Origin of the sequence: Rubrimonas sp., assembly GCF_036788415.1 — a bacterium.
In the GTDB taxonomy this organism is placed as follows: domain Bacteria; phylum Pseudomonadota; class Alphaproteobacteria; order Rhodobacterales; family Rhodobacteraceae; genus Rubrimonas.
This window is the reverse complement of record NZ_DAIQNN010000015.1, coordinates 31,650-53,734: the sequence shown is the minus strand read 5'-3', so window position 1 is coordinate 53,734 and position 22,085 is coordinate 31,650. Positions and strand designations below refer to the sequence as shown.

Here is a 22,085-nt window from a genome sequence, read left to right as displayed (position 1 = left end):
AGCCCATCTCGACTGGGCGGCGGGGCGGCCCCCGAACCCGGCCCTGAACCCGGCCTTCGCCACGCTCGACGCCTACGGCTTCACGATGAGCTTCGACGAGACCGAGGCGACGATCCAGCAATGCGCGACCTGCCATTCCCGGCGAGAGGCGCATGGCGACGGCAATCCCATCCCCGGCGCGCCCTACCACGACGCCTACAACGTCGCCCTGCTGCGGCCCGGCCTCTACCACGCCGACGGGCAGATCCTCGACGAGGTCTATGTCTACGGCTCATTCCTTCAGTCGAAGATGTATCGGCGGGGCGTGGGCTGCCTCGACTGCCACGACGCCCACAAGGCGACGCTGCGCGCGGAGGGCGCCGCGGTCTGCGCGCAATGCCACAGCCCCGCCGGCGCTCCGGAGTTCCCGACGCTCCAGCCCGCCGCCTATGACGACCCGTCCCACCACTTCCACGAACCAGAGACGGAAGGCGCGCAGTGCGTCAGCTGCCACATGATCGAGCGCGTCTACATGGGAAATGACGGGCGGCGCGATCACAGCTTCCGGATCCCCCGCCCGGACCTCGCAGCCGAGACCGGCGCGCCCGACGCCTGCACCGACTGCCACGCCGACCGGACCGCCGCATGGGCGGCGGCGCGCATCGAGGAATGGCATCCCGACAGCGCCAACCGCGGGCCGCATTACGGCCAGACATTGTCGGCGAGGCGTCTCGACCCGCAGGGCGCGGGCTACGACCTCGCCGCTCTGGCGCTCGACCCCGATCAGCCGGGGATCGTGCGGGCGACGGCCCTGTGGCTGATGGAGGGCGCGGGCGACGCCGACCTCGCCGCGCGGACGCAGGACCTGCTCGACGATCCCGATCCCGTGGTTCGCGCGGCCGCCATCAGCGCTCAGCGCGCGGCGCCGGCGCAGGAGCGGGTGTTGCGGCTGGCGCCGGCCCTCTCCGATCCGATCCGGACCGTCCGCATCGCCGCGTCGCGCGCCCTGCTCGACGCCCCCGTGGCGCGCCTGCCGGCCGCGATCGCGTCCGACCTACAGGCGGCGCTGGCCGACTGGCGCGCCTCGCTCGGCGCCCGGCTCGACTTTCCGGAGACCCACCTCCAGCTCGGAGGCATGGCGCTGACGATGCGCAACCCGTCCGCCGCCGAGGCCGCGTTCCGCGAGGTGGTCCGCATGGACCCTCAACGCATCGACGCGTGGGCGATGATCGCCCGCATCGCCGCGGCGATGCGGGGCCGGGACGCGGCGTCGAAGGCGCTGGAAGAGGCGCTCGCCGTCAATCCGGGCGATGAAACCCTGGGACGTCTCGCGACCGAAGTCGACGCCGCGCGATAGCCACGGCGATCCAGCGAACATCTTCGGGTGACGCATGGTCGTCCCGCCCCGGACATGCCGACGGGGCGAGGCCGCCATCCATGTCGAACGGAGCTGACAAGTGCTCATACATGGCGCGCCAGCCCACGGGGCTGCGCGCGAGGGTCCGGGCGAAGCACGCCAGAGCGGCGTCGCCCCCGCGCGGCGGGCGCCGCCATGAGCGTGGCGCGCCGGGAGGCGGTGCCCGAGGGGACCCGCCAGCCGTCAGAACTCCACCGCGTCGCGGATGATCGGGCAAGTCATGCAATGCCCGCCCCCGCGCCCGCGCCCCAGCTCCGCGCCGGAGATGGTGACGACCTCGATCCCCTCCTTGCGCAGGAGCGTATTGGTGTAGGTGTTGCGGTCATAGGCGAACACCACGCCCGGCGAGACGCAGACGAGGTTGGCGCCCGAATCCCACTGGGTGCGCTCGCGGACATAGGCGTTGCCGCCGGTCTCCACGACCCGCATCTTCTTCACGCCGAGCGCATCTGCGACAGCCTCGACCCAGCTCCCCTCGGCGCGCCGCACGTCGATCGCCCCTCCCGTGCCGGGCCGCAGCGACCACGGCGTGATGGTGTTCACGATGTCGGGATAGATCAGCACGCAGTCGCGGTCGGCGAAGGTGAAGACCGTGTCGAGATGCATCGCCGCGCGCAGGCTCGGCATTCCCGCCACCAGCACGTGATCGACCACGTCCTGCTTGAACAGCGCGCGGGCGAACTGGCCGATGCCCTGCCGCGAGGTGCGCTCGGACATGCCGATCAGCATGGTCCGGTTGCCCGCTGGCATCACGTCGCCGCCCTCGACCGTGGCGAGGCCGTGATCCAAGGTGGGGTCGCCCCACCAGACTTTCACCTTGCCGGCGAAATCGGGGTGGAAGCGGTAGATCGCCGCCGCCAGCAGCGTCTCGTCCTTGCGGGCCGGCCAGTAGAGCGGGTTGACCGAGCAGCCGCCATAGACCCAGCAGGTCGTGTCGCGGGTGTAGAGCGTGTTCGGCAGCGGCGAGATCAGGTATTGCGTGATCCCGAAGCTCGAGCGGATCAGGTTCATCAGCGGGCCCGACAGCGTCTCGGGGAACTCCTCGACCGACAGCCCGCCGATCAGCGTCTCCGCCAGCTCGCGGTTCGACAGCCCCTCCAGATAGGCGCGCACGTCCGCCACCAGCCCCGGCCCGACTTCGTTGTCGGTGACGCGGGTGTCGAGCACCCACTGCTTCGCCTCCGGCACGGCCATCGTCTCGGCCAGCAGCGCGTGCATCTCGACCACGTCCACGCCGCGGTCGCGCAGCTTCTGCTGGAAGTCGAGATGGTCGCGCTTGGCGGTCTCGACCCAGAGCACGTCGTCGAACAGCAGGTCGTCGCAGTTGGAGGGCGTGAGGCGGGCATGCGCGCGGCCGGGCGCGCAGACCATCACCTTGCGCAGCTGGCCGACTTCGGAATGCACGCCGAAGGGCGTCGAAGCGTTCATAAGTTCCTCCCTTTTCTTGTGATGTCGCTCAGGGCGTGATCAGCCCGGTCGCAAGGCCATAGGCGCCGACCGCTGCGCCGATGAGCACGGCGACGAAGATCGCGAGTTCGACCCCGGTGAACAGCCGCGCGCCCTGCTCGCGTCGCGACCAGACGTAGAGCAGCGTTCCCGGCGCGAAGAGCACCGCCACCAGCAGCACGTATTCCAGCCCCGCGGCGACGAACATGAACAGCACGTAGATCACGGCGATCCACGAGAAGATCAGGTCGCGCATCTGCTCGCCCGGCGCGTCGCGGTAGTCGTCGACCGAGCGGGCGACGATCACGCCGTAGCCGGCCACCAGCAGATAGGGCAGCAGCGTGGTGACGCTGGTCATGTCGAGCATGAAGTTGAAGGCGTCGTAGGACCAGTAGGTCGAGATGATGAAGGTCGAGATCACGAGGCTCGTGGCCCACAGCGCCGCCGAGGGCACGCGGTTGCGGTTCTGCGCGGCGAAGATGCGCGGCATGTCGCCGGATTTGGCGGCGGCGAACATCACTTCGGCGCAGATCAGCGCCCAGGCGAGATAGGCGCCGAGCACCGAGACCAGAACGCCGACCGAGATGAACCAGCGGCCCCACGGTCCCACCGCCGCCTCCAGCGCCCCGGCGAGGGAGGGCTGGCGCAGTTCCGCCACGCCCGATTGCGGCAGCAGTCCGTAGGGCAGGAGAGTGACGGCGACCATCAGCCCGGTGACCGCGACGAAGCCGAGGATCGTCGCCGAGCCGACATGCGAGCGCTCCTGCGCGAAACGCGAATAGACGCTCGCGCCCTCGATGCCGATGAACACGAACACCGTGATCAGCATGGTGTCGCGCACCTGCGCGAGCAGGGTCTTCTCGGGCATGTCCGCGCCGCCCCAGAAGTTCGCGGCGAAGGCGTCGAAGTTGAACACGACGATCATCGCGACGATGGCGACGATGATCGGCACGATCTTGGCGACGGTGACGATGGAGTTCACGAACGCCGCCTGCTCGACGCCGCGCAGGATCAGCATGTGGAAGATCCACACCCCCGCCAGCGAGACGGCGATGGCGACTTCGGTGTTGCCCTCGCCGAATACAGGGAAGAAATTGCCGAGCGTCGAGCCGATCAGCACCCAGTAGAACACGTTGCCGAGGCACGATCCCAGCCAGTAGCCGAAGGCCGACAGGAAGCCCATATAGTCGCCGAAGCCCGATTTGGCGTAGGCGAACACGCCGGCGTCGATGTCGGGGCGCTTCTCGGCGAGCGCCTGGAAGACGCGGGCGAGCATGTACATGCCGGTGCCCGCGATCAGCCAGGCGATGATGGCGCCGAACGGGCCGGTCGCCTGTCCGAAGCGGCCGGGCAGGTTGAAGATGCCGGCCCCGATCATCGAGCCGATCACCATCGCCGTCAGCGCCGCCAGAGTGATCTTCTGCGCGCCCGCCTTCGGCGCTGTTCCCTCGGCCATGCTCCGCTCCCCTGCTTCGGCCCGCTTGCGCACGGGCGTCTCTGGGTCGCCCTTGCGGGCGTCCGCCTCATTTGGTTGCGCTGCGAAAACAATGTTGCGCAGCGCAACGAAAAATCTTTGAAAAAAGGTTATATTGAGGTGCCTGAGTCTTTCAAGTATTGAAAATACTACCCTTACTTTGGGATGCAGCGCAAAACGCGCCTAGTGAAAATCAAGTATATAGCGCTCACAATTGGGACGAGCGGGCAATCGGAGGGTCGGGAAATGAGGCGCTTGCCGCGGTTGCGAGGACGGATGATGGGACGTGCGGACAAGAGGCGGCCGGCCGGGGAGGCGCGCCGGTGACGGGCCGCGCGACCGAGCCAGGCGGACCGCCCCCTACTGAGCCGCCTGCGGCGCCTCGTCGCGGCGGCTTCCCGGCGCCGCTCACGATCCTGCTGGGCGTGCTGCTGCTCGTCTGGCTCGCCGCCTTCCTCATCCCGTCCGGGGCCTATCTGACGGACGCGACCGGCTCGCCGATCCCCGGAACCTTCCGCGCGACGCCCGCGCCGCTCGATGTCGGCGAGCGGATCGGCGAGCTGTTCCTCGCGCCGATCAACGGTCTCTACGGCGCCATCGACCCCGCGACGGGCCGGGTCTCGCCGTTCGGGACCGGGCCGCTCTTCGGCTCGGCGCCGGTTTTTCTCTACGTGCTCGCGATCGGCGGCTTCATGACAGTGGTGTTCGCCACGGGCGCGCTCGACCGCGGCATCCATCACCTCGCCTGGGCCTTCCGCGCGCGCGGGCCGGCGCTGCTCGCGGTGCTGTGCCTGCTGTTCGGGGCTCTGGGCTCGCTGATGTTCTGGAGCGACGAGTCGCTCGGGCTCTACGCGCTGATGATCCCCCTGATGGTCGCGCTGGGCTACGACCGGATGACCACAGTCGCGGTGGTGACGGTCGCGCCCTTCGTCGGTCGGCTCGGCTCGACCATCAATCCCTTCGTGATCGGCATCGGGTCGGACAAGGCCGGGATCACCCTGGCCGACGGGCTGGGGCTGCGGGCGGCGATCTTCGCCGCCGTCATGCTCGCGCTGATCCTCTATGTGCTGCGTTATGCGCGGCGCGTGCGCGCCGACCCGGCCGCCTCGCTGTCGGGGATCGGGCCGGAGGACCGCGCGCTCGCGGAAGCCGACGCCGCCCCGCCGCCGCCGCTGACCCGCCGCGACGGGGCGATCCTCGCGATGGTGGCGGGGACCTTCGGGCTGATGACCTTTTCGATCGTCCCTTGGGGCGCGATCCTCGGCGCGGCGAAAGTCGATCCCTACACGCATGAGACCATCGCGAGCCCCTTCGCTTGGGAGCTCGGCTGGTGGCTGCCCGAGCTGACGGCGCTGTTCTGCGCGATGGCGGTCGCGGTGGGCGCGGTCGGACGGCTCGGACAGGCCGAGACGGCGCGCGCCTTCCTGCGCGGGGTGTCCGATTTCGTCGGGCCCGCCTTTCTGGTGGCGGTGGCGCGGGGCGTGTCGGTGGTGATGACCAACACGCAGACCATCGACACCGTGCTGCATGCGATGGAGGGGCTGACGGCGGGGGCGTCGTCCTCGGTGTTCGCGCTGGCGATCTTCTTCGTCTCGGCGCCGATGATCCCGCTGGCGGGCGGCGGGTCGGCGGGCACGGCGCTCGTCATGCCGATCCTCGCGCCGCTCGGCGACTTCGCAGGCGTCGACAGGTCGCTGGTGCTGACGGCGTGGTCGACGGCCGGCGGCTGGCTGGGGCTGGTCCTGCCGACCAACGCGGTCCTGATGGCGGGGCTCGCGCTCGCGAAAGTGGGCTTCGACCAGTATCTGCGCTTCATGGCGCCGCTGATGGCGATCCTGCTCGCAATCTGCCTTGCGGCGCTTGCGGTGGGAGCGGAGCTGTGAGGTTCGAGGCCGCCGATCGAGGCGAGGGGCGCGGGCGCGATTGCCGGTCGGGTCTTCGTCAGGCAATGTCGCGAGACGGGGCAGGCGCGGCGCAGGGAAGGGCGGCGACCATGGACGCAGCGTCGGAACCCGTCGGCATGGCGCGCGGGGGCGTGGCGGCGGCGACGTTCTCGACGGCGGAGACTCTTGCGCGCGACCGCTTCGACCTCTGGCGCAGCCGCTTCGACTCGGTCAACGAGATCGACGCGCCGCCGCAGGCGCGCGCCGATTTCGCCGCGGAGGCGACGCTCTGGCGGCTCGGCCCGCTCGTGCTGGCGCAGACGCGCGCGCCCGCCCGCCGCATCAGCCGCAGCGCCGCGCTCTGCGCGCGCGACGGCATCGACCATTGGGTTCTGCGCGTCACCCGGACTGGCTCGGGCGTGATGCGGATTGCGGGGGGCTCCGCGGCGTTCGGGCCGGGGTCGGCGCATGTCGGCCATCTCGGCGCGCCCTATGTCGAGACCCGCACGGCGAGCGAGTGGGTGGGGCTGTTCGTCCAGCGCGGCCTGCACCGCGAGCTCGACGCCGGTCTCGACGCGCGCGGGCCGCATCTGACGCAAGGGCCGACCGGGGCGCTGCTGGCGGAGTTCGTCCTGTCGCTCGCCGCGCAGGCCCCCCGCGCGAGCGCCGCCGACGGCGCGGCGATGGCCGAGGCCGCGCGCGGCGTGCTCGCGGCCTGCCTGCTCGGCGAGACGGCGCCGCGCGCGCTGCGTCGCGACGACCGCGCCCGTGTCGAACGTCTGCGGCTGGAGCGGCTGATCCGCGCGGAAATCGGCGCGCCGGGCCTCGACGCCGATCGGCTCAGCGTGCTGTCGGGCGTGCCGCGCTCCACGCTCTACCGCCATTTCGAGCCGAGCGGCGGGGTCGCCGCGCACATCCAGCGGCTGCGGCTCGACCTCGCGCGGCTTGACCTGCGCGACCCCGCGCTGGCCGGGCTGACTGTCGCGCGCATCGCCGAGCGGCGCGGCTTCGCGACCGCGGCCTTCTTCACCCGCGCCTATGGCCGGGCCTTCGGCGAAACGCCCGGCGAGACGCGGCGGCGCGCGGCTGACGGCGCCGCGTCGGGGAGCCTCGGCGGCTGCGCGGGGTCGGAGACCCCGCGGGACCTCGCAATGCTGCTGCGTTGAGCGCCGCCCCGCGCTGCGCCGCGCCCGAGGACCGGGCGTTGGCCGCACGCAGCAACCTGGGCGGCCTTGCGGACCTTCCGGCGCCTCGCGGCTGACCCATCCCTCACGTTCCGCGGACGGCTTCGGCCCCGCCCTCGACCATGACGCGGTCGACGCCGAATCGCCGTGACGTCCGCGCCATCCCACTGGAACGCCGCCATCTCGGGGCCGAAACCCGCAAACAGCGGGTCGGCGTCCAGCAGCGTCTCGGACCCGTCGAGCGCGGCGATGCGCACCGCCTCGAACCCGGGCGCCGGGCCTTCGAGCCCGGCGAGCCGCCAGCCGGCGCGCAGCGCGATGCGCGGGTCGGCCTTCATGCGCGCGACCATGTCGGGCGCGGCGAGGAGGCGGTCGCCTCGGTGGACGACCGCAACCGAGCGCGCGACTTCGGCGGGTGTCGATCGACGCGACCGCCGGGAAGATGATACGGACGGAAGCCGCGATGGCGGCTGGCGGGAACATCCGGCCCGACAGGATCGCGAGCGGCGTGACGGCGGTGGCGCGGGCGTAGCGCGCCAGCCCGATCGCCGAGAACAGGCCCACCGTCACCGAGATCGACCTGGCCGAGATCGACGTGAGCAGCTAGCCGGCGACGGCCGCAGTCGCGCTGTCGCTGACGCCGCCCGCGCCGAAAGCGCCGATTGCGGCGGGGTCGAACAGCGTCTGGAAGTTGATGATTGTCGGTCCGGACGGTATCCTGATCGCGGGCGAGACATTCCGGTCGGTCGGGATTCCAGCACGCCGTGGAGAAGAAACAAGGGGTCAGGTCAGCGGACCCGAGTTCGGCGGCGACGCGAGATAGAACCGAAATTCCCGCTCGGGAATGAACGTGGACGCGGATTTCGGGAGCTCGTTTCCCGACCAACCATGGGCGACCCCGCGCCGACTGCAGAGCTGGCGGTCACGGTCGCGCCATCCGCCAAGACCGGCGCGAGAGAGGTTCGACGCAACGCGCGCTCTCCCGCGCATCCGGCGTCGGCCTGCGTTTCCCGATGGAGCAGGAGCGCGGGAACCCGTCGGTGCGGCTCGGCGAGGCGCTTCGCCGCGCCGCTCGGGATCACCCCCCTCTGTCGCCGCCCTTCTTGCCGTATTGCAGGACGCGCATGTTCTCGATGGTGATGAGTCCGCTGGTCATCAGCCGGTCGAGTTCGGGCAGGAAGGCCTCGACCTTGTCCTCGCTGTCGAAAATTCGCAGCGCGACTGCGCGTTCGGGTATCCGCATGTCGGAAATCCTTTCCTCCGTGGCGCGGGGCTTTGCTGGCCCTCCGAGTCTGTTGAACCTTGCGCCGATGGCGTAACCCGCCCGAACGGCCAGCAGCCAGGCCGCCGCCGAACCGCCGATTTTGAACGCGGCGAGGCGATGCTCGCCGCTTGCGAGGAAGTTGACGCTTTCGAGACTGAAAACCGAAAAGGTGGTGAAGCCGCCGCAGATGCCGGTCATGAAAACCGGCGCTGGCGCGCGCCGACGAGCAGCCGCCCGTCCGGTCCGGTCAGGGCCGCATAGAGGCCGATGGCGAAGGAGCCCAGCACGTTCGCCGCCAGCGTGCCCCAGGGAAAGCCGGCGCCGAGGAGCTGAACCGAGCCGATCGACGCGCCGGCGCGCAGCACGCCCCCGATCGAAGCGCCCAGCCCGACCGCGAGATACATCGGCGCCCTGTCGCGGAACCAGCGCCGGGATGCCGACGGGCCTTCGCTCATGCCGCCCCCGCGGCGAACAGGGCTCGCGCGGCGACGACGCCGCCGCCCACCGCGGCGACGCTCAGCGCGAGCGACAGGATGATGTTGCCCCCGGCGCGCGACCGCTCTCCGTCGCGGGCGAGCGCCAGCGTCTGCAAGCTGAAGGAGGAGACGGTGGTGTAGCTGCCGAGAAAGCCCGTCACGGCGAGGGGCCAGGTTTCGGGCAGCTCCGCGAACCGGCCGTCCCCGGACAGCCATGCCAGAACGCCGATGGAGAACGCCCCGGTGACCTTCACGACAAGCGCGCCCCAGGGGAACGTCTCTCCGATCAGGCCCGCGAAGACGAACAGGGCGAGGCGCCCACCCGGCTGCTCGTCGCCCGGCCACTCGACGGTCCCGAACACGCCGGAGGCGGACAGCGTCGCGCCGTCGGCCGGATCCGTGGAGAAGGCGTGGAGATCGCCCTCGTCGGGCGTGAAGCCTTCGCGGCGCAACTTCTCGATTCAACGCTCGTCGGCCGCCATGAAGGTCCCGAACGGCGCGCCCTCGCGGTTCCGGCGGACGAACGCCCCCCGGCGAGCCCACCGAGAGGCGCGCCTCCATGCCCCTCTCGGCGGCGAGGGCCGCGGAGATCGATCCGTTCCAGCGACTCTGCCTTGCCGAGCACGAACATCTCGGCGTGGCCGAACACGATGCGGATGCGAAGACGGGCTCCGATGGGCGTGATGGTCCAGATTGCATATCGAAACTTGCGGCCGAAACCGCCGTCCCGGGCAAGTCAGGATCGTCGGTCTCTACCGCGCGGAGAGTCCCGGAGGCGGGTTCATCTGGAGAAAAGGGGCTTCGAAGGCGATGGGCGCCGAACGATCCGGGCTTCCCGGCTTCGACATTTGAGATAGGTTCCACCGTGAAGGAGTCGCCATGTCCAAAATCCGCGATTTGACCGACAAGGCTCAGCGCCACCCCGAAAAGGCGCACCGCCCCGACGCCGACAGCCCGCGCAAGCCCGCCTGGATCCGCGTCAAGGCGCCCGGCTCGCCCGGCTATGCGCGGACCCGCGAGATCATCCGCGAGCACGGCCTGTCCACCGTCTGCGAGGAGGCCGGCTGCCCCAATGTCGGCGAATGCTGGTCGCAGGGCCACGCCACCATGATGATCATGGGCGAGATCTGCACCCGCGGCTGCACCTTCTGCAACGTCGCCACGGGCAAGCCCAAGCCGCTCGACCCGTTCGAGCCGGCGCGCGCCGCGGATGCGGTGGCGAAACTCGGCCTGCGCCATGTCGTGATCACCTCGGTGGACCGCGACGACCTCGACGACGGCGGCGCGGAGCATTTCGTCCGCACGATCCGCGCGATCCGCCGCAAGGCGCCCGACGTCACCATCGAAATCCTGACGCCGGACTTCCTGCGATGCCCGCCTTCGGCGCTTGAGGCGGTGGTGGCCGCGAAGCCGGACGTGTTCAACCACAACCTCGAAACCGTCCCCGGCCTCTACCCCGAAGTGCGCCCAGGCGCGCGCTACTTCCACTCGCTGCGGCTGCTGCAGCGGGTGAAGGAGCTGGACCCGACCATGTTCACCAAATCGGGCCTGATGGTCGGCCTCGGCGAGACGCTCGCGCAGGTGCGGCAGGTGATGGACGACATGCGCGCGGCCGACGTCGATTTCCTCACCGTCGGCCAGTATCTCCAGCCGACGAAGAAGCACCACGCCGTCGCCCGCTTCGTCCCGCCCGAGGAGTTCAAGGCGCTGGAGACCGCCGCCTACGCCAAGGGGTTCCTGATGGTCTCGGCGACGCCGCTGACGCGCTCCAGCCACCACGCCGGCGCGGATTTCGAGCGGCTGCGCGCGGCGCGGCAGGCGCGGCTCGGCGCGATCTGAGCGGGTTTGCGCCTGCGCCTTGATCCACGTCGCAGCGGCGGCGGCGATTTCGGCGTATCCTGTCCGACCGGCGAGAAGACCGGAGAACGGGAGGCGACGATGATCGCTCTGCAAGACTGCCTGGGCCTGTGCCAGCTCACCGAGGCCGAGATCGACGCGATCTGCGAGCACGAGCACATCCCCGAACTCGCAGCCGCCGCCTTGGCGGAATATCTCATGCACAGCGCGCATGGCCCCGCCATCGTGCGCGACATGATCCGCGACGACATCCGCGCCGCGATCGCCGAGGGCGACGGGCGGCGCGCCCGACAACTCGTCGCGGCCTTCGCGGAGTTCCTGCGCGCCCATCCCGAGGCGGCGCTGCGCTGATCCGGACCTGCGGCGCCGCAGGAATTTGCGTTCGCGCCGGCTCTGTGCCACCGAAGCGGGCGGAGCGCGCCCGCCAGGCGCGCGCATGGCTGCGGAGCGAGCGTGATCGACATCGCCGCGCGGGTGCACGCGCACAACTGGAAGATCGACCCGATCGTGCGCTCGGTGCTCGACACCGATTTCTACAAGCTCTTGATGGCCCAGAGCATCCTGCGCCACCACCCGCGCACCCGCGTCACCTTCGGCCTGATCAACCGATCCGCCGACGTGCCCGTCGCCGAGCTGATAGACGAGGGCGCGCTGCGCGAGCAGCTCGACCACATCCGCACGCTGTCGCTGTCGCGGGGCGAGTCGACCTGGCTGCGCGGCGCCGCCTTCTACGGCAAGCGCCGCATGTTCAGCCCCGATTTCATCGAATGGCTCGAAGCCTTCCGCTTCCCGCCCTACGAGCTGGTGCGCCGCGGCGACCAGTACGAACTCACCTTCGAGGGGCCGTGGGTCGAGACGACGATGTGGGAAGTCCCCGCCCTCGCCGTGCTGATGGAGCTGCGCTCGCGCGCCGTGCTCAAGGACATGGGCAAGTTCGAGCTTCAGGTCCTCTACGCCCGCGCCATGACGCGCGTCTGGGAGAAGATCGAGCGGCTGCGCGGTCTCGACGCGATGGGCGTCGCCGATTTCGGCACCCGCCGACGCCACGGCTTCCTCTGGCAGGACTGGTGCGTGCAGGCGATGGTGGAGGGGCTCGGGCCGATCTTCCGCGGCACCTCCAACTGCCTGATCGCGCTGCGCCGCGAAGTCGAGGCGGTGGGCACCAACGCGCATGAGCTGCCGATGGTCTACGGCGCGCTGGCCGGGGACGACGCCGAACTCGCCGCCGCCCCCTATCGCGTTCTCGACGACTGGGCCGAGGATTACGCCGGCAATCTGCGCATCCTGCTGCCCGACACTTTCGGCTCGGCGCAGTTCTTCGCCCGCGCGCCGGACTGGCTCGGCGACTGGACCGGCGTGCGAATCGACAGCGGCGACCCGTTCGAGGGCGGCGAGGCGGTGCTGCGCTGGTGGCGCGCACGCGGGCAGGACCCCCGCGACAAGCTGATCATCTTCTCCGACGGGCTCGACGTGGAGCGCATCGAGGCGCTGCATGCGCGGTTCCGGGGCCGCGTCGGCCTCGCCTTCGGCTGGGGGACGCTGCTGACCAACGATTTCCGGGGGCTCGCGCCGGGCGACGGGCTCGCGCCGTTCTCGCTGGTGTGCAAGGTCGTCTCCGCGGACGGCGCCCCGGTGGTCAAGCTGTCGGACAACCCCAACAAGGCGACCGGCCCGGAGGCCGAGATCGCGCGCTATCGCCGCGTCTTCGCGACCGGCGCGCAGACGGCGCAGGCGCTGGTGGTCTGAATCGCCCTCTCCGCCGCGGGGCCTCAGCGCCCGCGCGCGGCGGCGAAGAAGTCGCGCAGGATGTCGGCGTAGATCGCCGTCAGCGCGTGGATGTCGGCGACGGGAACGCGCTCGTCCACCGCATGCATCCCCTTGCCGACCAGCCCGATCTCGACCACCGGGCAGATGTCCTTGACGAAGCGCGCATCCGACGTGCCCCCCGTGGTGGAGCGCACGGGCGCCGCATTCGCGCGCCGCTGGATCGCGGCGGCGGCGAGATCGGCGAAGCCGCCCTGCGGCGACAGGAAGCTCTCGGCGGAGATCGCGATCTCCGTCTCGATGCTCACGCCGAACTCGCGCGCCACCGCCTCGGCTTCGGCGCGCAGGCGGGCGGAGAGGCTCGCGCCGGAATGGGCGTCGTTGAAGCGGATGTTGACGACGGCCCGCCCCGAGGCGGGGATCACGTTGCTCGCGGGATTGCCCACGTCGATGCTGGCGATCTGGAGGGTGGACGGGTCGAAATCCGCGGTCCCTCCGTCGAGCGGCGTCGAGGCGAGGCGGTCGAGCAGGCGCACGAGCGGGTGGAGCGGGTTGTTGGCGCGGTGGGGATAGGCGGTGTGGCCCTGCACGCCGCGCGCCGTGAACACCGCGGTGAGGCTGCCGCGCCGCCCGATCTTGATCATGTCGCCGACGCGCTCGACCGATGTCGGCTCGCCGACGATGCAGGCGTCGAGCGTCTCGCCCTGCGCCGCCATCCAGTCGAGCAGCGCGACGGTGCCGTGCAGCGCCGGGCCTTCCTCGTCGCCGGTGATCAGCAGCGACACCGACCCCTCCGGCGGCGTCTCGGTCACGAACGCGCAGGCGGCGGCGGCGAAAGCCGCGACGCCCGATTTCATGTCCACCGCGCCGCGCCCCCAGATCTCGCCGCCGATCAGGTCGCCGGAGAAGGGCGGATGCGTCCATGCCGCCGCGTCGCCGACGGGCACGACGTCGGTATGGCCGTTGAAGCCGAGGACCGGGCCCTGCGCACCCCAGCGGGCGAACAGGTTGCACACGCCGCCGCGGTCGACGCGGACGCAGCGGAAGCCGTGGGCGGAAAGGACGTCTTCGAGCAGGACCAGCGCGCCGCCCTCCGCAGGCGTGACGGAGGGGCGGCAGACGAGATCGGCGGTGAGGGCGACGGGGTCGACGGGGCCGGGAGGGGTCATGGGGGCGTCCTCAGTCGTAGAAGGGGGTCGCCTGCGCGACGATGACGGCGTTCTCGGCCAGAGCGCGGTCCATCAGGGCGGCGTCGTCCTCGGAGATGTCCTCGCCCGCTTCCTCGCGCTCGGCGCGGGCGCCGTAGGACTGGACTTCGAGCGGGCTGAGCCCGGCCACCTTGAGGACTTCCACGGTCTCGCGCACGGCGGTCGCCTCGTCCTTGGCGGCGGCGTAGCACAGCAGGGCGGCGCCAGTCGCGCCTTCGGGCAGGCCGTCGTCGGGCGCGCGCCCGGTCTCTACGAGAAGGGTGAAGACCTGCATCAGGGGCCTCAGGGGCGGAGGGGGGAGGACGCGCCTGCCCGGCATGGACGATAAGGGCCGAGCCCTCCCTCGGGAGGGCGCTGCGCTTCGGCTGAACCACGCGGTTTATGGCGCAAGATACTCGGACGATTGAGCTTCTCGCACCGTCGCAATGCGCCCTCCCTTGGGGGAGGGAGGGCGCGGCCCGTGCTGGTCGCACGTGCCAAGGGGCGAGCGGCAGGCATCGCCCCCCGCCCCGCTCAATCGCGCAGCAGTTCGTTGATGCCGGTCTTCGAGCGCGTCCGCGCGTCCACCCGCTTGACGATCACCGCGCAATAGAGGCCCGGTCCGGGCGCGCCGTCCGGCGACGGTTTGCCCGGAAGCGTCCCCGACACGACCACCGAATAGGCCGGCACTTCGCCCATGAACACCTCGCCGGTCTCGCGGTCGACGATCTTGGTGGACTGGCCGATATAGACGCCCATCCCCAGCACCGCGCCCTCGCGCACGATCACGCCTTCGACGACTTCGGAGCGGGCGCCGATGAAGCAGCCGTCCTCGATGATGGTCGGCCCCGCCTGCATCGGCTCGAGCACGCCGCCGATGCCGACGCCGCCCGACAGATGCACGTTCTTTCCGATCTGCGCGCAGGAGCCGACGGTCGCCCAGGTGTCGACCATCGTCCCCTCGCCGACATAAGCGCCGAGATTGACGAAGGAGGGCATCAGCACCACGCCGGGCGCGACATAGGCCGAACGGCGCACGATGCAGCCCGGCACGGCGCGGAACCCCGCTTCGGTCCATTCCGCCTCGCCCCAGCCGTCGAACTTGGAGGGCACCTTGTCCCACCACGTCGCATGGCCCGGACCGCCCGGGATCGGCGACATCGCGTTGAGCCGGAACGACAGCAGCACCGCCTTCTTCAGCCATTGCCGCACATGCCAGACGCCGCCTTCGTCGCGCGCCGCGACCCGCTCCGCGCCGCTGTCGAGCAGGTTCAACGCGCTCTCGACCGCCGCCCGCGTCGCGCCGCCCGTGTCGGGGCCGAGCGCGTCGCGCTCCTCCCAAGCGGCCTCGATCGCGGCTTCCAGCGCGGCGTGGGACATCGGAACGCTCCTTGGTCGTGTTCAGTTCTTCATCGAGCCGGGCTATACGATGCGGCGCGCACAGGCGCAACGCGCCGCCGCCGGGCGCGCCACGGGTCGATGGAGCGCCGATGACGCCGAAGGACGAACGCCGCTCGGTCTTTCCGCCGGCCGACCGCGACGCGCTCGAAGCGGAACGCGCGCCGCTGACGCAGCAGACGCTCTCCCCGGCCTATCGCCTCGCCTTCGACGATCTGGATTTCCTGCGCGAGGACGCGCTGCGCCCGGTCCGTCTTCAGCTCGAACTGCTCAAGACCGAGCTGTCGCTGAACCGGCTCGGCGTGGACAGCACGGTGGCGCTGTTCGGCGGGGCCCGCGTGCCGCCGCCCGAGAAGCTCGGCCCCGACACGCCGCCCGGCCTCGCCGCGCTCGCGCCCTGGTACGACGTCGCGCGCGACTTCGCCGCCGCCGCCTCGCGCGCGAGCCTCGCCCGCGGCGGGCGCGAGTTCGTGGTCGTCACCGGCGGCGGGCCGGGGGTGATGGAGGCGGGCAATCGCGGCGCTGTGGAAGTCGGCGCCAAGACCATCGGGCTCGGCATCGTGCTGCCGCACGAGCAGGCGCCGAACGGCTGGGTGACGCCGGAGCTGTGCTTCAACTTCCACTATTTCGCGATCCGCAAGATGCACTTCCTGATGCGCGCGGCGGCCATCGCGGTGTTTCCGGGCGGCTTCGGCACGATGGACGAGCTGTTCGAGACGCTGACGCTGATCCAGACCGGGCGGATGGCGCGCATCCCGATCCTGCTGTTCGGCGAGGCGTTCTGGCGGCGCGTCGTGAATTTCGACGCGCTGACCGAGGCCGGCGTGATCTCGCCGGGCGATCTGGAGCTGTTCTCCTTCGTCGAGACGGCGCAGGAGGGCTGGGCGCGCGTCGCGGCGCATCACCGGCTGGCGGAGGCCGAGGAACGCTGACGCGGCCGGCCCCCGCCGGGAGTCAGGGCGCAAGCCGGCCTCAAAAACTCGACTAACCAGATTTTCCTATCAAAAACAACGGTCCCCACCTAGGACCTGCGCCTTCGGGGTCGATCTCCGCTCTGGCCTTCCCGAACGGTCGGTCACACCGCCGCAAGCGCCGCCGTGAGATCCTCCAGCAGATCCTCCGGATCCTCCAGCCCCACCGACAGCCGCACCAGCCCCGGCGCGATGCCGAGTTGCGCCCGCGCCGCCTCGCTCAGCCTTTGATGGGTAGTCGTCGCGGGGTGGGTCGCGATCGACTTGGCGTCTCCGAGATTGTTCGAGATCGCCACCAGCCGCAGCGCGTTCAGGAAACGGAAGGCGCCCGCCTTGCCGCCGCCCACCTCGAAGGCGAGTATCGCGCCGCCCGCCGACATCTGCCGCATCGCCAGCGCGTGTTGCGGATGGTCGGCGCGGCCCGGATAGAGCAGCCGCCCGAGCGCGGCATGGCCCGCCAGCGCGTCGGCGAGATACGCGGCGCTCTCGCACTGGGCGCGGCAGCGAAGATCGAGAGTCTCGAGCCCCTTGAGCATCACCCAGGCGGTGAACGGGCTCATCGCGCCGCCTGTGTGCTTGAGATAGGTCTCGAGCGGCCCGCGCGCGAACTCGCGCGTCCCGAGCACCACCCCGCCGAGGCAGCGGCCCTGCCCGTCGATGTATTTCGTCGCAGAATAGACCACCACGTCGGCCCCCAGCGCGAGCGGGCGCTGGTGCATCGGCGTCGCGAAGACGTTGTCCACCACGACGCAGGCGCCGACTTCGTGCGCGATCCGCGACACGGCTTCGATGTCGATGATCTCCAGCGTCGGGTTGGACGGGCTTTCGAGAAAGGCGATCTTCGTGGTCGGGCGGATCGCCGCGCGCCACTGGTCGAGGTCGGGGCCGTCCACCAGCGTCACCTCGACGCCGAAACGGGGCAGCAGCGTCTCGACGATGTAGAGGCAGGAGCCGAACAGCGCGCGCGCCGAGACGACATGGTCGCCCGCTTTCAGCTGGCAGAACAACGCGGCGTTGACCGCCGCCATGCCCGAGGCGGTCGCGAAGCCGGCCTCGGCGCCTTCGAGAGCGGCGATCCGGTCCTCGAACATCGCGACGGTGGGGTTGCCGTAGCGGGCGTAGATGAAGCCGGGATCGTCGCCGGTGAAGCGCGCCTCGGCGGCCTCGGCGCTCGGATAGACGAACCCCTGGGTGAGGAAGATCGCCTCGGACGTCTCGCCATACTCGGAGCGGCGGACGCCTTCATGCACGAGCAGCGTGCGCGGGCGGCGCGTGGGCGGCTTGGGCGTGGCGTCGGTCATCGGGGCGGTTCTCCTGCGGCGGCGCGCCTGTCATAGAGCCGCGCAGGGCGCGCGGCAAACGGCGCTTGCGCAGGACGCGGCGGCGCTGCAGGTTCGCCCTCGCACGCCGTTCAGGAGACCCCGCATGCGCCGCATCGCCCCGCTCGCCCTTGTGGCCGCCGCAGCCCTGTCGCTCGCCGCCTGCGGCGGCGGCGGCGCCACCTCGGAGACGCAGGTGACCAACACCACCGTCTCGACCGGGCAGCAGCTGATCGACCTCAAGGCCGCGCTCGACGCCGGCGTGATCACGCCCGAGGAATACGCATCGCAGCGCAAGCGGATTCTCGCGCAATGAGGCGGGGCGTCCTCGCCGGCGCGCTGCTCGCCGCCGCGCTCGCCGCCGGATGCGCCGAGACCGAGCGCGCGCAGGTGACGAACATCCTCGTCCCCGCCGAGGTCCAGCGCGCCGATCTGCAGCGCGCGCATGGGATGGGGCTGCTGACCGACGCCGAACTCGCCGCCCAGCTGGCGAAGATCGACGGCTGACGCCGTCGCGGCCCCTGACCCGATCCGGGGCCTCCCGCGGGGCGGCCCCATGCGGCGCGCGCCTGTCGCATTTCCCGCCGCGATGGCGTATGCGCAACCCGCGGGCGAGGCAGGGAGAGGCTAATGGACGGCGAGACCATCGGCGGGCGCGCAGCGGCGCCGCAAGCCGAGACGGCGCGCAACGTCGCGCAGGCGCAGCAGCGCTCGGCGGCGCTCAGCAAGGCGGGGCTGCTGGAGCGGCTGTTCACCCGCGCCTTCAGCGGCCTCGTCTATCCGCAGATCTGGGAAGACCCCGCCCTCGACATGGAGGGGTTGCAGCTCGGCCCCGGCAAGCGCGTGATGACGATCTCCTCCGGCGGCTGCAACGCGATGAGCTATCTGACCGCCGACCCGGAGGCGGTGACGGTGGTCGACCTCAACGCGCATCACGTCGCGCTGCTGAAGCTCAAGATCGCCGGGGCGCAGACGCTGCCGAATTACCACGCCTTCTTCCGCTTCTTCGGCGAGGCCGACCATCGCGACAACCCGCGCCTCTACCGGCGCTGGATCCGCGATTCGCTCGACCCGCAGACCCGGGCCTACTGGGACGCGCGCGACGGGCTGTTCGGGCGGCGCATCGACCTCTTCGCCTCTGGGCTCTACCGCAAGGGGCTGCTCGGGCGTTTCATCGGGGCGGGGCATCTGGCGGCGCGCGCCTTCGGGGTGCGGCTGGAGGAATGGACCGAACTTCCGGATCAGGCGGCGCAGAAGGCGTGGTTCGACGCCACGCTCGCGCCGCTCTTCGACGCGTGGCTCGTGCGCAAGGTCACCGGAATGAAAGCCTCGCTCTTCGGGCTCGGCATCCCACCCGCGCAATACGACGCGCTCGCCGGCGGGGGAGACATGGCGGCGGTGCTGCGCCGGCGGCTGGAGAAGCTGACCTGCGATTTCCCGGTCTCGGAGAACTATTTCGCGTGGCAGGCCTTCGCGCGGCGCTATGCGCGCGGCGACGCCGGCCCCCTGCCGCCCTATCTGCAAAGCCGCTGGTTCGAGGCGGTGCGCGCGCGGGCGGGGCGGATCGACGTCACGCTCGGCTCCTACACCGACCGCCTCGCCGCCGAGCCCGAGCCCTGTTTCGACGCCTATCTCCTGCTCGACGCGCAGGACTGGATGACAGACGACCAGCTCTCCGCCCTCTGGACGCAGATCACGCGCACCGCCCGCCGCGGCGCCCGCGTCGTGTTCCGCACCGCCGACGAGCCGAGCCTGCTGCCGGGCCGGCTGCCCGACGCGCTGCTCGACCGCTGGACCTACCACGCGGAGGCGTCCGCCGACCTCACCGCCCGCGACCGCGCGGCGATTTATGGCGGGGTGCATCTCTACGAGCTGCGCGCATGAGCATGGCGGGCGGACATTCGGCGCTGATGGATCAGGTCTATCGCCGCCAGCGTCATTTCTACGACGCGACGCGGAAGTATTTCCTCCTCGGGCGAGACCGGCTGCTCGACGAGCTCGACCCGCCGCCGGGCGCGCGCGTGCTGGAGGTCGGCTGCGGCACCGGGCGCAACCTGATACGGGCGGCGCGGCTGCACCCCGAGGCGCGCTTCTACGGGCTCGACATTTCGGCGGAGATGCTGCGCACCGCCCGCGCCAAGGTAGAGGCGGCGGGGCTGTCGGGGCGCATCCGCCTCGCCCAGGCCGACGCGACCGACTTCGACCCGCAGGTTCTTTTCGGCGAGGCCGAATTCGAACGGGTGTTCTTCTCCTACACGCTGTCGATGATCCCCGACTGGCGCGGCGCGCTGAAACAGGGTTTCGCGGCGCTGGCGCCGGGGGGACGGGCGCTCGCGGTCGATTTCGGCCAGCAGGGGCGGTTGCCGGGCTGGTTCCGCCGGCTGCTGCTGGGCTGGCTGGCGCTGTTCCACGTCGCCCCCCGCGACGGCCTGCGCGACGGCTTCGCCGAAGCCGCGCGCGCGGCGGGCGCAGAGGCGCGCTTCGCGTCGCTGCACCGCGACTACGCCTGGCTGATGACGGCTCAGGGCTGAGCTGCGTCGAGGCCCGGCATCGTCATGAACGTGCCGACGGCGAGCGCGACCGGCGTCTCGACGCCGCCCGCCACGGCGACGACGTCCGAGCGGCAGACCGTCAGGCTGCGCCCCGCCCGCTCGACCCGACCGCGCGCGATCAGCCGCTCGCCCCGCGCCGGCGCGAGCAGGTTGATCTTGAGCTCCACCGTCAGCACGCCGTCCTCGGGGCCCATCAGCGTCTGCGCTGCGAAGCCCGAAGCGGTGTCGGCGATCGCCCATGTCGCCCCTGCGTGGCAGTAGCCGTGCTGCTGCGCCAGACCGGCGCGGATGGGCAGAACGATGGCGACCTCGCCCGGCGCCACGGTTACGAGCTCGGCGCCGATCAGCCGCATGAAGGCCTGCCGGGCGAAGGTCGCTCGCACCCTCTGCGCGAAGTCGGGATCGCGCGGGGGCCGGATCACATGCGGCTCGCGAAGTCGGTCAGCGCGGCGCGCGGGGCGGCGATCAACCTCGGCCCGAGCATCAGCGCCCGCGCCTCGGGCTCGAGCAACGCGTCGAAGATCGGGTCGGCGGCGTCGAGTCCGCCGGCATAGGCGCCGAAAGCGGGCAGGATCAAGCGGCGGCGGTCGTGCAGGAAGCACCGCCGGACGATCCGGCGGCCCTTCAGCCACAGCTGCGCCTTGGGATGGTGATGGCCGCTGACCGCCCCGGGCGGATCGCCGGCGCGGGCCTCGTGGACGAAGACGAGGCCGGCTTGCTCCCAGCGCTCCGCCCATTCGCCGGGTGCGTCCGGAGGGGAGGGGTCGTGATTGCCCGCGAGCCAGACCCAGCGGCGCCCCGCCGCGAGAGCCGCCAGCCGCCGCCGGTCGCCCGGCGCAAGCGCCTCAGCCGCGTCGGCGCTGTCGAAGCTGTCGCCGACGCAGAGCACGGTCTCGGGGCGCAGCGCGTCGATCTCGGCGGCGAGGCGATCGAGCGTCGCGGCCGTCTCGTAGGGCGGCAGAAGCGCGCCGCCGAAGCGCGCCGCACGCGCGCATTTCCCCAGATGCAGATCCGCCGCCGCCAGAATCCGGGCTTCGGGCAGAAAGAGCGCGCCCGACGGGCGCGCAACGACGCGCGCCCCGACAAGGCTCAGACCGAGGCCGTCGGCGGCGCCGGAAACCGATTGGGCGGCGAACATGCCGCGATGTCGCCTGAAGGCCTTCGGCTTGGCAAGAGGGGGGCGAGCGCTCGGGGCTGTCGCATCCGGCGGACGAGGCGTCCCTGCAGGCTTCCTAAGTGAACGCCTCCAGCGCCCGCGCGAGCGCAGCGGGACCAGATAGACGGAAACGACCGGCTGACCCTCAGATCCGCGTCCCCGCGGCGCGGGGCCGGACGGGAGGCCGGGACCTTCGCGATGTGCGCAATTGGCAAACACAGCCAGCGCAAATTCCACGATAGTTGCAGATTGCGACGATCTTTACATTTTTTTAAGAATGCAGCGCGCAAACCGCCGTCCGAAAAAGCAAAATTTGCTAGAAAATTTCCTTTGACAAGTAACGCCGGCGTGAGTTATGCCGTTTTCAACGGAAGTGAAGCATCGATCACCAAAGGAGATGTTCGCAAATTGCGAAAATGACAGTGCAGGCTCTGAACAGGGTGTCGTATTTGCCAAAAATATGAACCCTCAATTCGTAAATGCCTGCACCGAACAAAAACCTTGGCTGGAAACGAACTACCGCAGAAATGGAGACCCTCATGATCCGCAACGCCATCCCCGCCGCCGTCGCCGCCCGCATCACCCCGACTTCGGCCGGCGCCCGCATCACGCCCACCGCCATCGGCGCCCGCATCACCCCCGTCGCCGCCGGCGCCCGCATCGCCCCCACCGCCTGACATTTCCGCCAACAGGAGCGCAAAGCCATGATCCGCAACGCCATCCCCGCCGCCGTCGCCGCCCGCATCACCCCGACTTCG

At 70.8% G+C, this 22,085-nt stretch carries 23 protein-coding genes; 12 read left to right on the top strand and 11 right to left on the bottom strand.

Annotation, left to right across the window (positions count from 1 at the left end):
• Positions 1–1,336, top strand: a 1,336-nt coding sequence (locus tag V7Q31_RS06220) for a cytochrome c3 family protein (RefSeq protein ID WP_333832821.1), incomplete at its 5' end; no start/stop codon positions are given.
• A gap of 243 nt (positions 1,337–1,579) precedes the next feature.
• Here the strand turns inward: V7Q31_RS06220 and V7Q31_RS06215 are convergent.
• The gene (locus V7Q31_RS06215; protein WP_333832820.1) at positions 1,580–2,824 is read right to left on the bottom strand and encodes an arginine deiminase; all 1,245 of its coding nucleotides are present in this window, start codon (positions 2,822–2,824) and stop codon (positions 1,580–1,582) included.
• A 28-nt stretch (positions 2,825–2,852) separates the two neighbouring features.
• Entirely contained in the window at positions 2,853–4,298 is a 1,446-nt protein-coding gene (locus V7Q31_RS06210; RefSeq protein ID WP_333832819.1) for a basic amino acid/polyamine antiporter, read from the bottom strand.
• 341 nt (positions 4,299–4,639) lie between these two features.
• Between V7Q31_RS06210 and V7Q31_RS06205 the strand changes: the two genes are divergently transcribed.
• Together V7Q31_RS06205 and V7Q31_RS06200 are read left to right on the top strand one after the other, a co-directional pair.
• The gene (locus tag V7Q31_RS06205; RefSeq protein WP_333832818.1) at positions 4,640–6,199 is read left to right on the top strand and encodes a YfcC family protein; all 1,560 of its coding nucleotides are present in this window, start codon (positions 4,640–4,642) and stop codon (positions 6,197–6,199) included.
• Between the two features lie 110 nt (positions 6,200–6,309).
• On the top strand, positions 6,310–7,365 hold the full coding sequence (locus V7Q31_RS06200) for a helix-turn-helix domain-containing protein (protein WP_333832817.1): 1,056 nt from the start codon (positions 6,310–6,312) through the stop codon (positions 7,363–7,365).
• 1,096 nt (positions 7,366–8,461) lie between these two features.
• Here V7Q31_RS06200 and V7Q31_RS06195 read toward each other — a convergent pair.
• From V7Q31_RS06195 to V7Q31_RS06185, 3 genes are read right to left on the bottom strand one after another with little or no spacing between them, the layout of a single operon-like run.
• Positions 8,462–8,845 carry a DUF190 domain-containing protein gene (locus V7Q31_RS06195; RefSeq protein WP_333832816.1) on the bottom strand — a complete coding sequence of 128 codons (384 nt, stop codon included), beginning with the start codon at positions 8,843–8,845 and terminating at the stop codon, positions 8,462–8,464.
• On the bottom strand, positions 8,842–9,102 hold the full coding sequence (locus tag V7Q31_RS06190; RefSeq protein WP_333832815.1) for a CrcB family protein: 261 nt from the start codon (positions 9,100–9,102) through the stop codon (positions 8,842–8,844). The genes V7Q31_RS06195 and V7Q31_RS06190 overlap by 4 nt, the downstream gene beginning before the upstream one ends.
• On the bottom strand, positions 9,099–9,575 hold the full coding sequence (locus tag V7Q31_RS06185; RefSeq protein ID WP_333832814.1) for a CrcB family protein: 477 nt from the start codon (positions 9,573–9,575) through the stop codon (positions 9,099–9,101). Before V7Q31_RS06185 ends, V7Q31_RS06190 begins: the two co-directional genes overlap by 4 nt.
• A 436-nt stretch (positions 9,576–10,011) precedes the next feature.
• Between V7Q31_RS06185 and lipA the strand changes: the two genes are divergently transcribed.
• From lipA to pncB, 3 genes are all read left to right on the top strand, one after another.
• Complete coding sequence (gene lipA, locus V7Q31_RS06180; protein WP_333832824.1) at positions 10,012–10,962, top strand: lipoyl synthase; 951 nt, start codon at positions 10,012–10,014, stop codon at positions 10,960–10,962.
• Positions 10,963–11,061: 99 nt separating this feature from the next.
• Complete coding sequence (locus V7Q31_RS06175; RefSeq protein WP_333832813.1) at positions 11,062–11,331, top strand: hypothetical protein; 270 nt, start codon at positions 11,062–11,064, stop codon at positions 11,329–11,331.
• Positions 11,332–11,436: 105 nt separating this feature from the next.
• Entirely contained in the window at positions 11,437–12,726 is a 1,290-nt protein-coding gene (pncB, locus tag V7Q31_RS06170) for a nicotinate phosphoribosyltransferase (RefSeq protein WP_333832823.1), read from the top strand.
• A gap of 23 nt (positions 12,727–12,749) precedes the next feature.
• On the opposite strand, the gene dapE is transcribed toward pncB, so the two are convergent.
• The 3 genes from dapE to dapD form a co-directional block, all read right to left on the bottom strand.
• Positions 12,750–13,913, bottom strand: coding sequence for a succinyl-diaminopimelate desuccinylase (dapE, locus tag V7Q31_RS06165; RefSeq protein ID WP_333832812.1), 1,164 nt, complete (start codon positions 13,911–13,913; stop codon positions 12,750–12,752).
• A 10-nt stretch (positions 13,914–13,923) separates the two neighbouring features.
• Positions 13,924–14,226 (bottom strand): hypothetical protein, encoded by a 303-nt coding sequence (locus V7Q31_RS06160; protein ID WP_333832811.1) that lies wholly within the window; start codon positions 14,224–14,226, stop codon positions 13,924–13,926.
• A 239-nt stretch (positions 14,227–14,465) separates the two neighbouring features.
• Positions 14,466–15,311 (bottom strand): 2,3,4,5-tetrahydropyridine-2,6-dicarboxylate N-succinyltransferase, encoded by an 846-nt coding sequence (dapD, locus tag V7Q31_RS06155; RefSeq protein WP_333832810.1) that lies wholly within the window; start codon positions 15,309–15,311, stop codon positions 14,466–14,468.
• Between the two features lie 110 nt (positions 15,312–15,421).
• On the opposite strand from dapD, the gene V7Q31_RS06150 reads away from it, so the two are divergent.
• Positions 15,422–16,261: an LOG family protein gene (locus V7Q31_RS06150; RefSeq protein WP_333832809.1), complete on the top strand. Its 840-nt coding sequence runs from the start codon at positions 15,422–15,424 to the stop codon at positions 16,259–16,261.
• 143 nt (positions 16,262–16,404) lie between these two features.
• Here V7Q31_RS06150 and metZ read toward each other — a convergent pair whose 3' ends face one another.
• Complete coding sequence (metZ, locus tag V7Q31_RS06145; protein ID WP_333832808.1) at positions 16,405–17,601, bottom strand: O-succinylhomoserine sulfhydrylase; 1,197 nt, start codon at positions 17,599–17,601, stop codon at positions 16,405–16,407.
• Between the two features lie 124 nt (positions 17,602–17,725).
• On the opposite strand from metZ, the gene V7Q31_RS06140 reads away from it, so the two are divergent.
• The 4 genes from V7Q31_RS06140 to V7Q31_RS06125 all read left to right on the top strand — a co-directional run bounded on the left by V7Q31_RS06140 (position 17,726) and on the right by V7Q31_RS06125 (position 20,150).
• Positions 17,726–17,935 carry an SHOCT domain-containing protein gene (locus V7Q31_RS06140; RefSeq protein ID WP_333832807.1) on the top strand — a complete coding sequence of 70 codons (210 nt, stop codon included), beginning with the start codon at positions 17,726–17,728 and terminating at the stop codon, positions 17,933–17,935.
• Positions 17,932–18,126: a hypothetical protein gene (locus V7Q31_RS06135; RefSeq protein ID WP_333832806.1), complete on the top strand. Its 195-nt coding sequence runs from the start codon at positions 17,932–17,934 to the stop codon at positions 18,124–18,126. Before V7Q31_RS06140 ends, V7Q31_RS06135 begins: the two co-directional genes overlap by 4 nt.
• Positions 18,127–18,249: 123 nt before the next feature.
• Positions 18,250–19,503: a DUF3419 family protein gene (locus tag V7Q31_RS06130; protein WP_333832805.1), complete on the top strand. Its 1,254-nt coding sequence runs from the start codon at positions 18,250–18,252 to the stop codon at positions 19,501–19,503.
• Positions 19,500–20,150, top strand: a complete 651-nt coding sequence (locus tag V7Q31_RS06125) for a class I SAM-dependent methyltransferase (protein WP_333832804.1) — start codon at positions 19,500–19,502, stop codon at positions 20,148–20,150. Before V7Q31_RS06130 ends, V7Q31_RS06125 begins: the two co-directional genes overlap by 4 nt.
• On the opposite strand, the gene V7Q31_RS06120 is transcribed toward V7Q31_RS06125, so the two are convergent.
• Together V7Q31_RS06120 and pdeM are read right to left on the bottom strand one after the other, a co-directional pair.
• Positions 20,141–20,593 (bottom strand): PaaI family thioesterase, encoded by a 453-nt coding sequence (locus V7Q31_RS06120; protein ID WP_333832803.1) that lies wholly within the window; start codon positions 20,591–20,593, stop codon positions 20,141–20,143. The genes V7Q31_RS06125 and V7Q31_RS06120 overlap by 10 nt on opposite strands.
• Positions 20,590–21,309 (bottom strand): ligase-associated DNA damage response endonuclease PdeM, encoded by a 720-nt coding sequence (gene pdeM, locus V7Q31_RS06115; RefSeq protein WP_333832802.1) that lies wholly within the window; start codon positions 21,307–21,309, stop codon positions 20,590–20,592. Before pdeM ends, V7Q31_RS06120 begins: the two co-directional genes overlap by 4 nt.
• 557 nt (positions 21,310–21,866) lie before the next feature.
• Between pdeM and V7Q31_RS06110 the strand changes: the two genes are divergently transcribed.
• On the top strand, positions 21,867–22,004 hold the full coding sequence (locus tag V7Q31_RS06110; protein ID WP_333832801.1) for a hypothetical protein: 138 nt from the start codon (positions 21,867–21,869) through the stop codon (positions 22,002–22,004).
• The last annotated feature ends 81 nt before the right edge of the window (positions 22,005–22,085 follow it).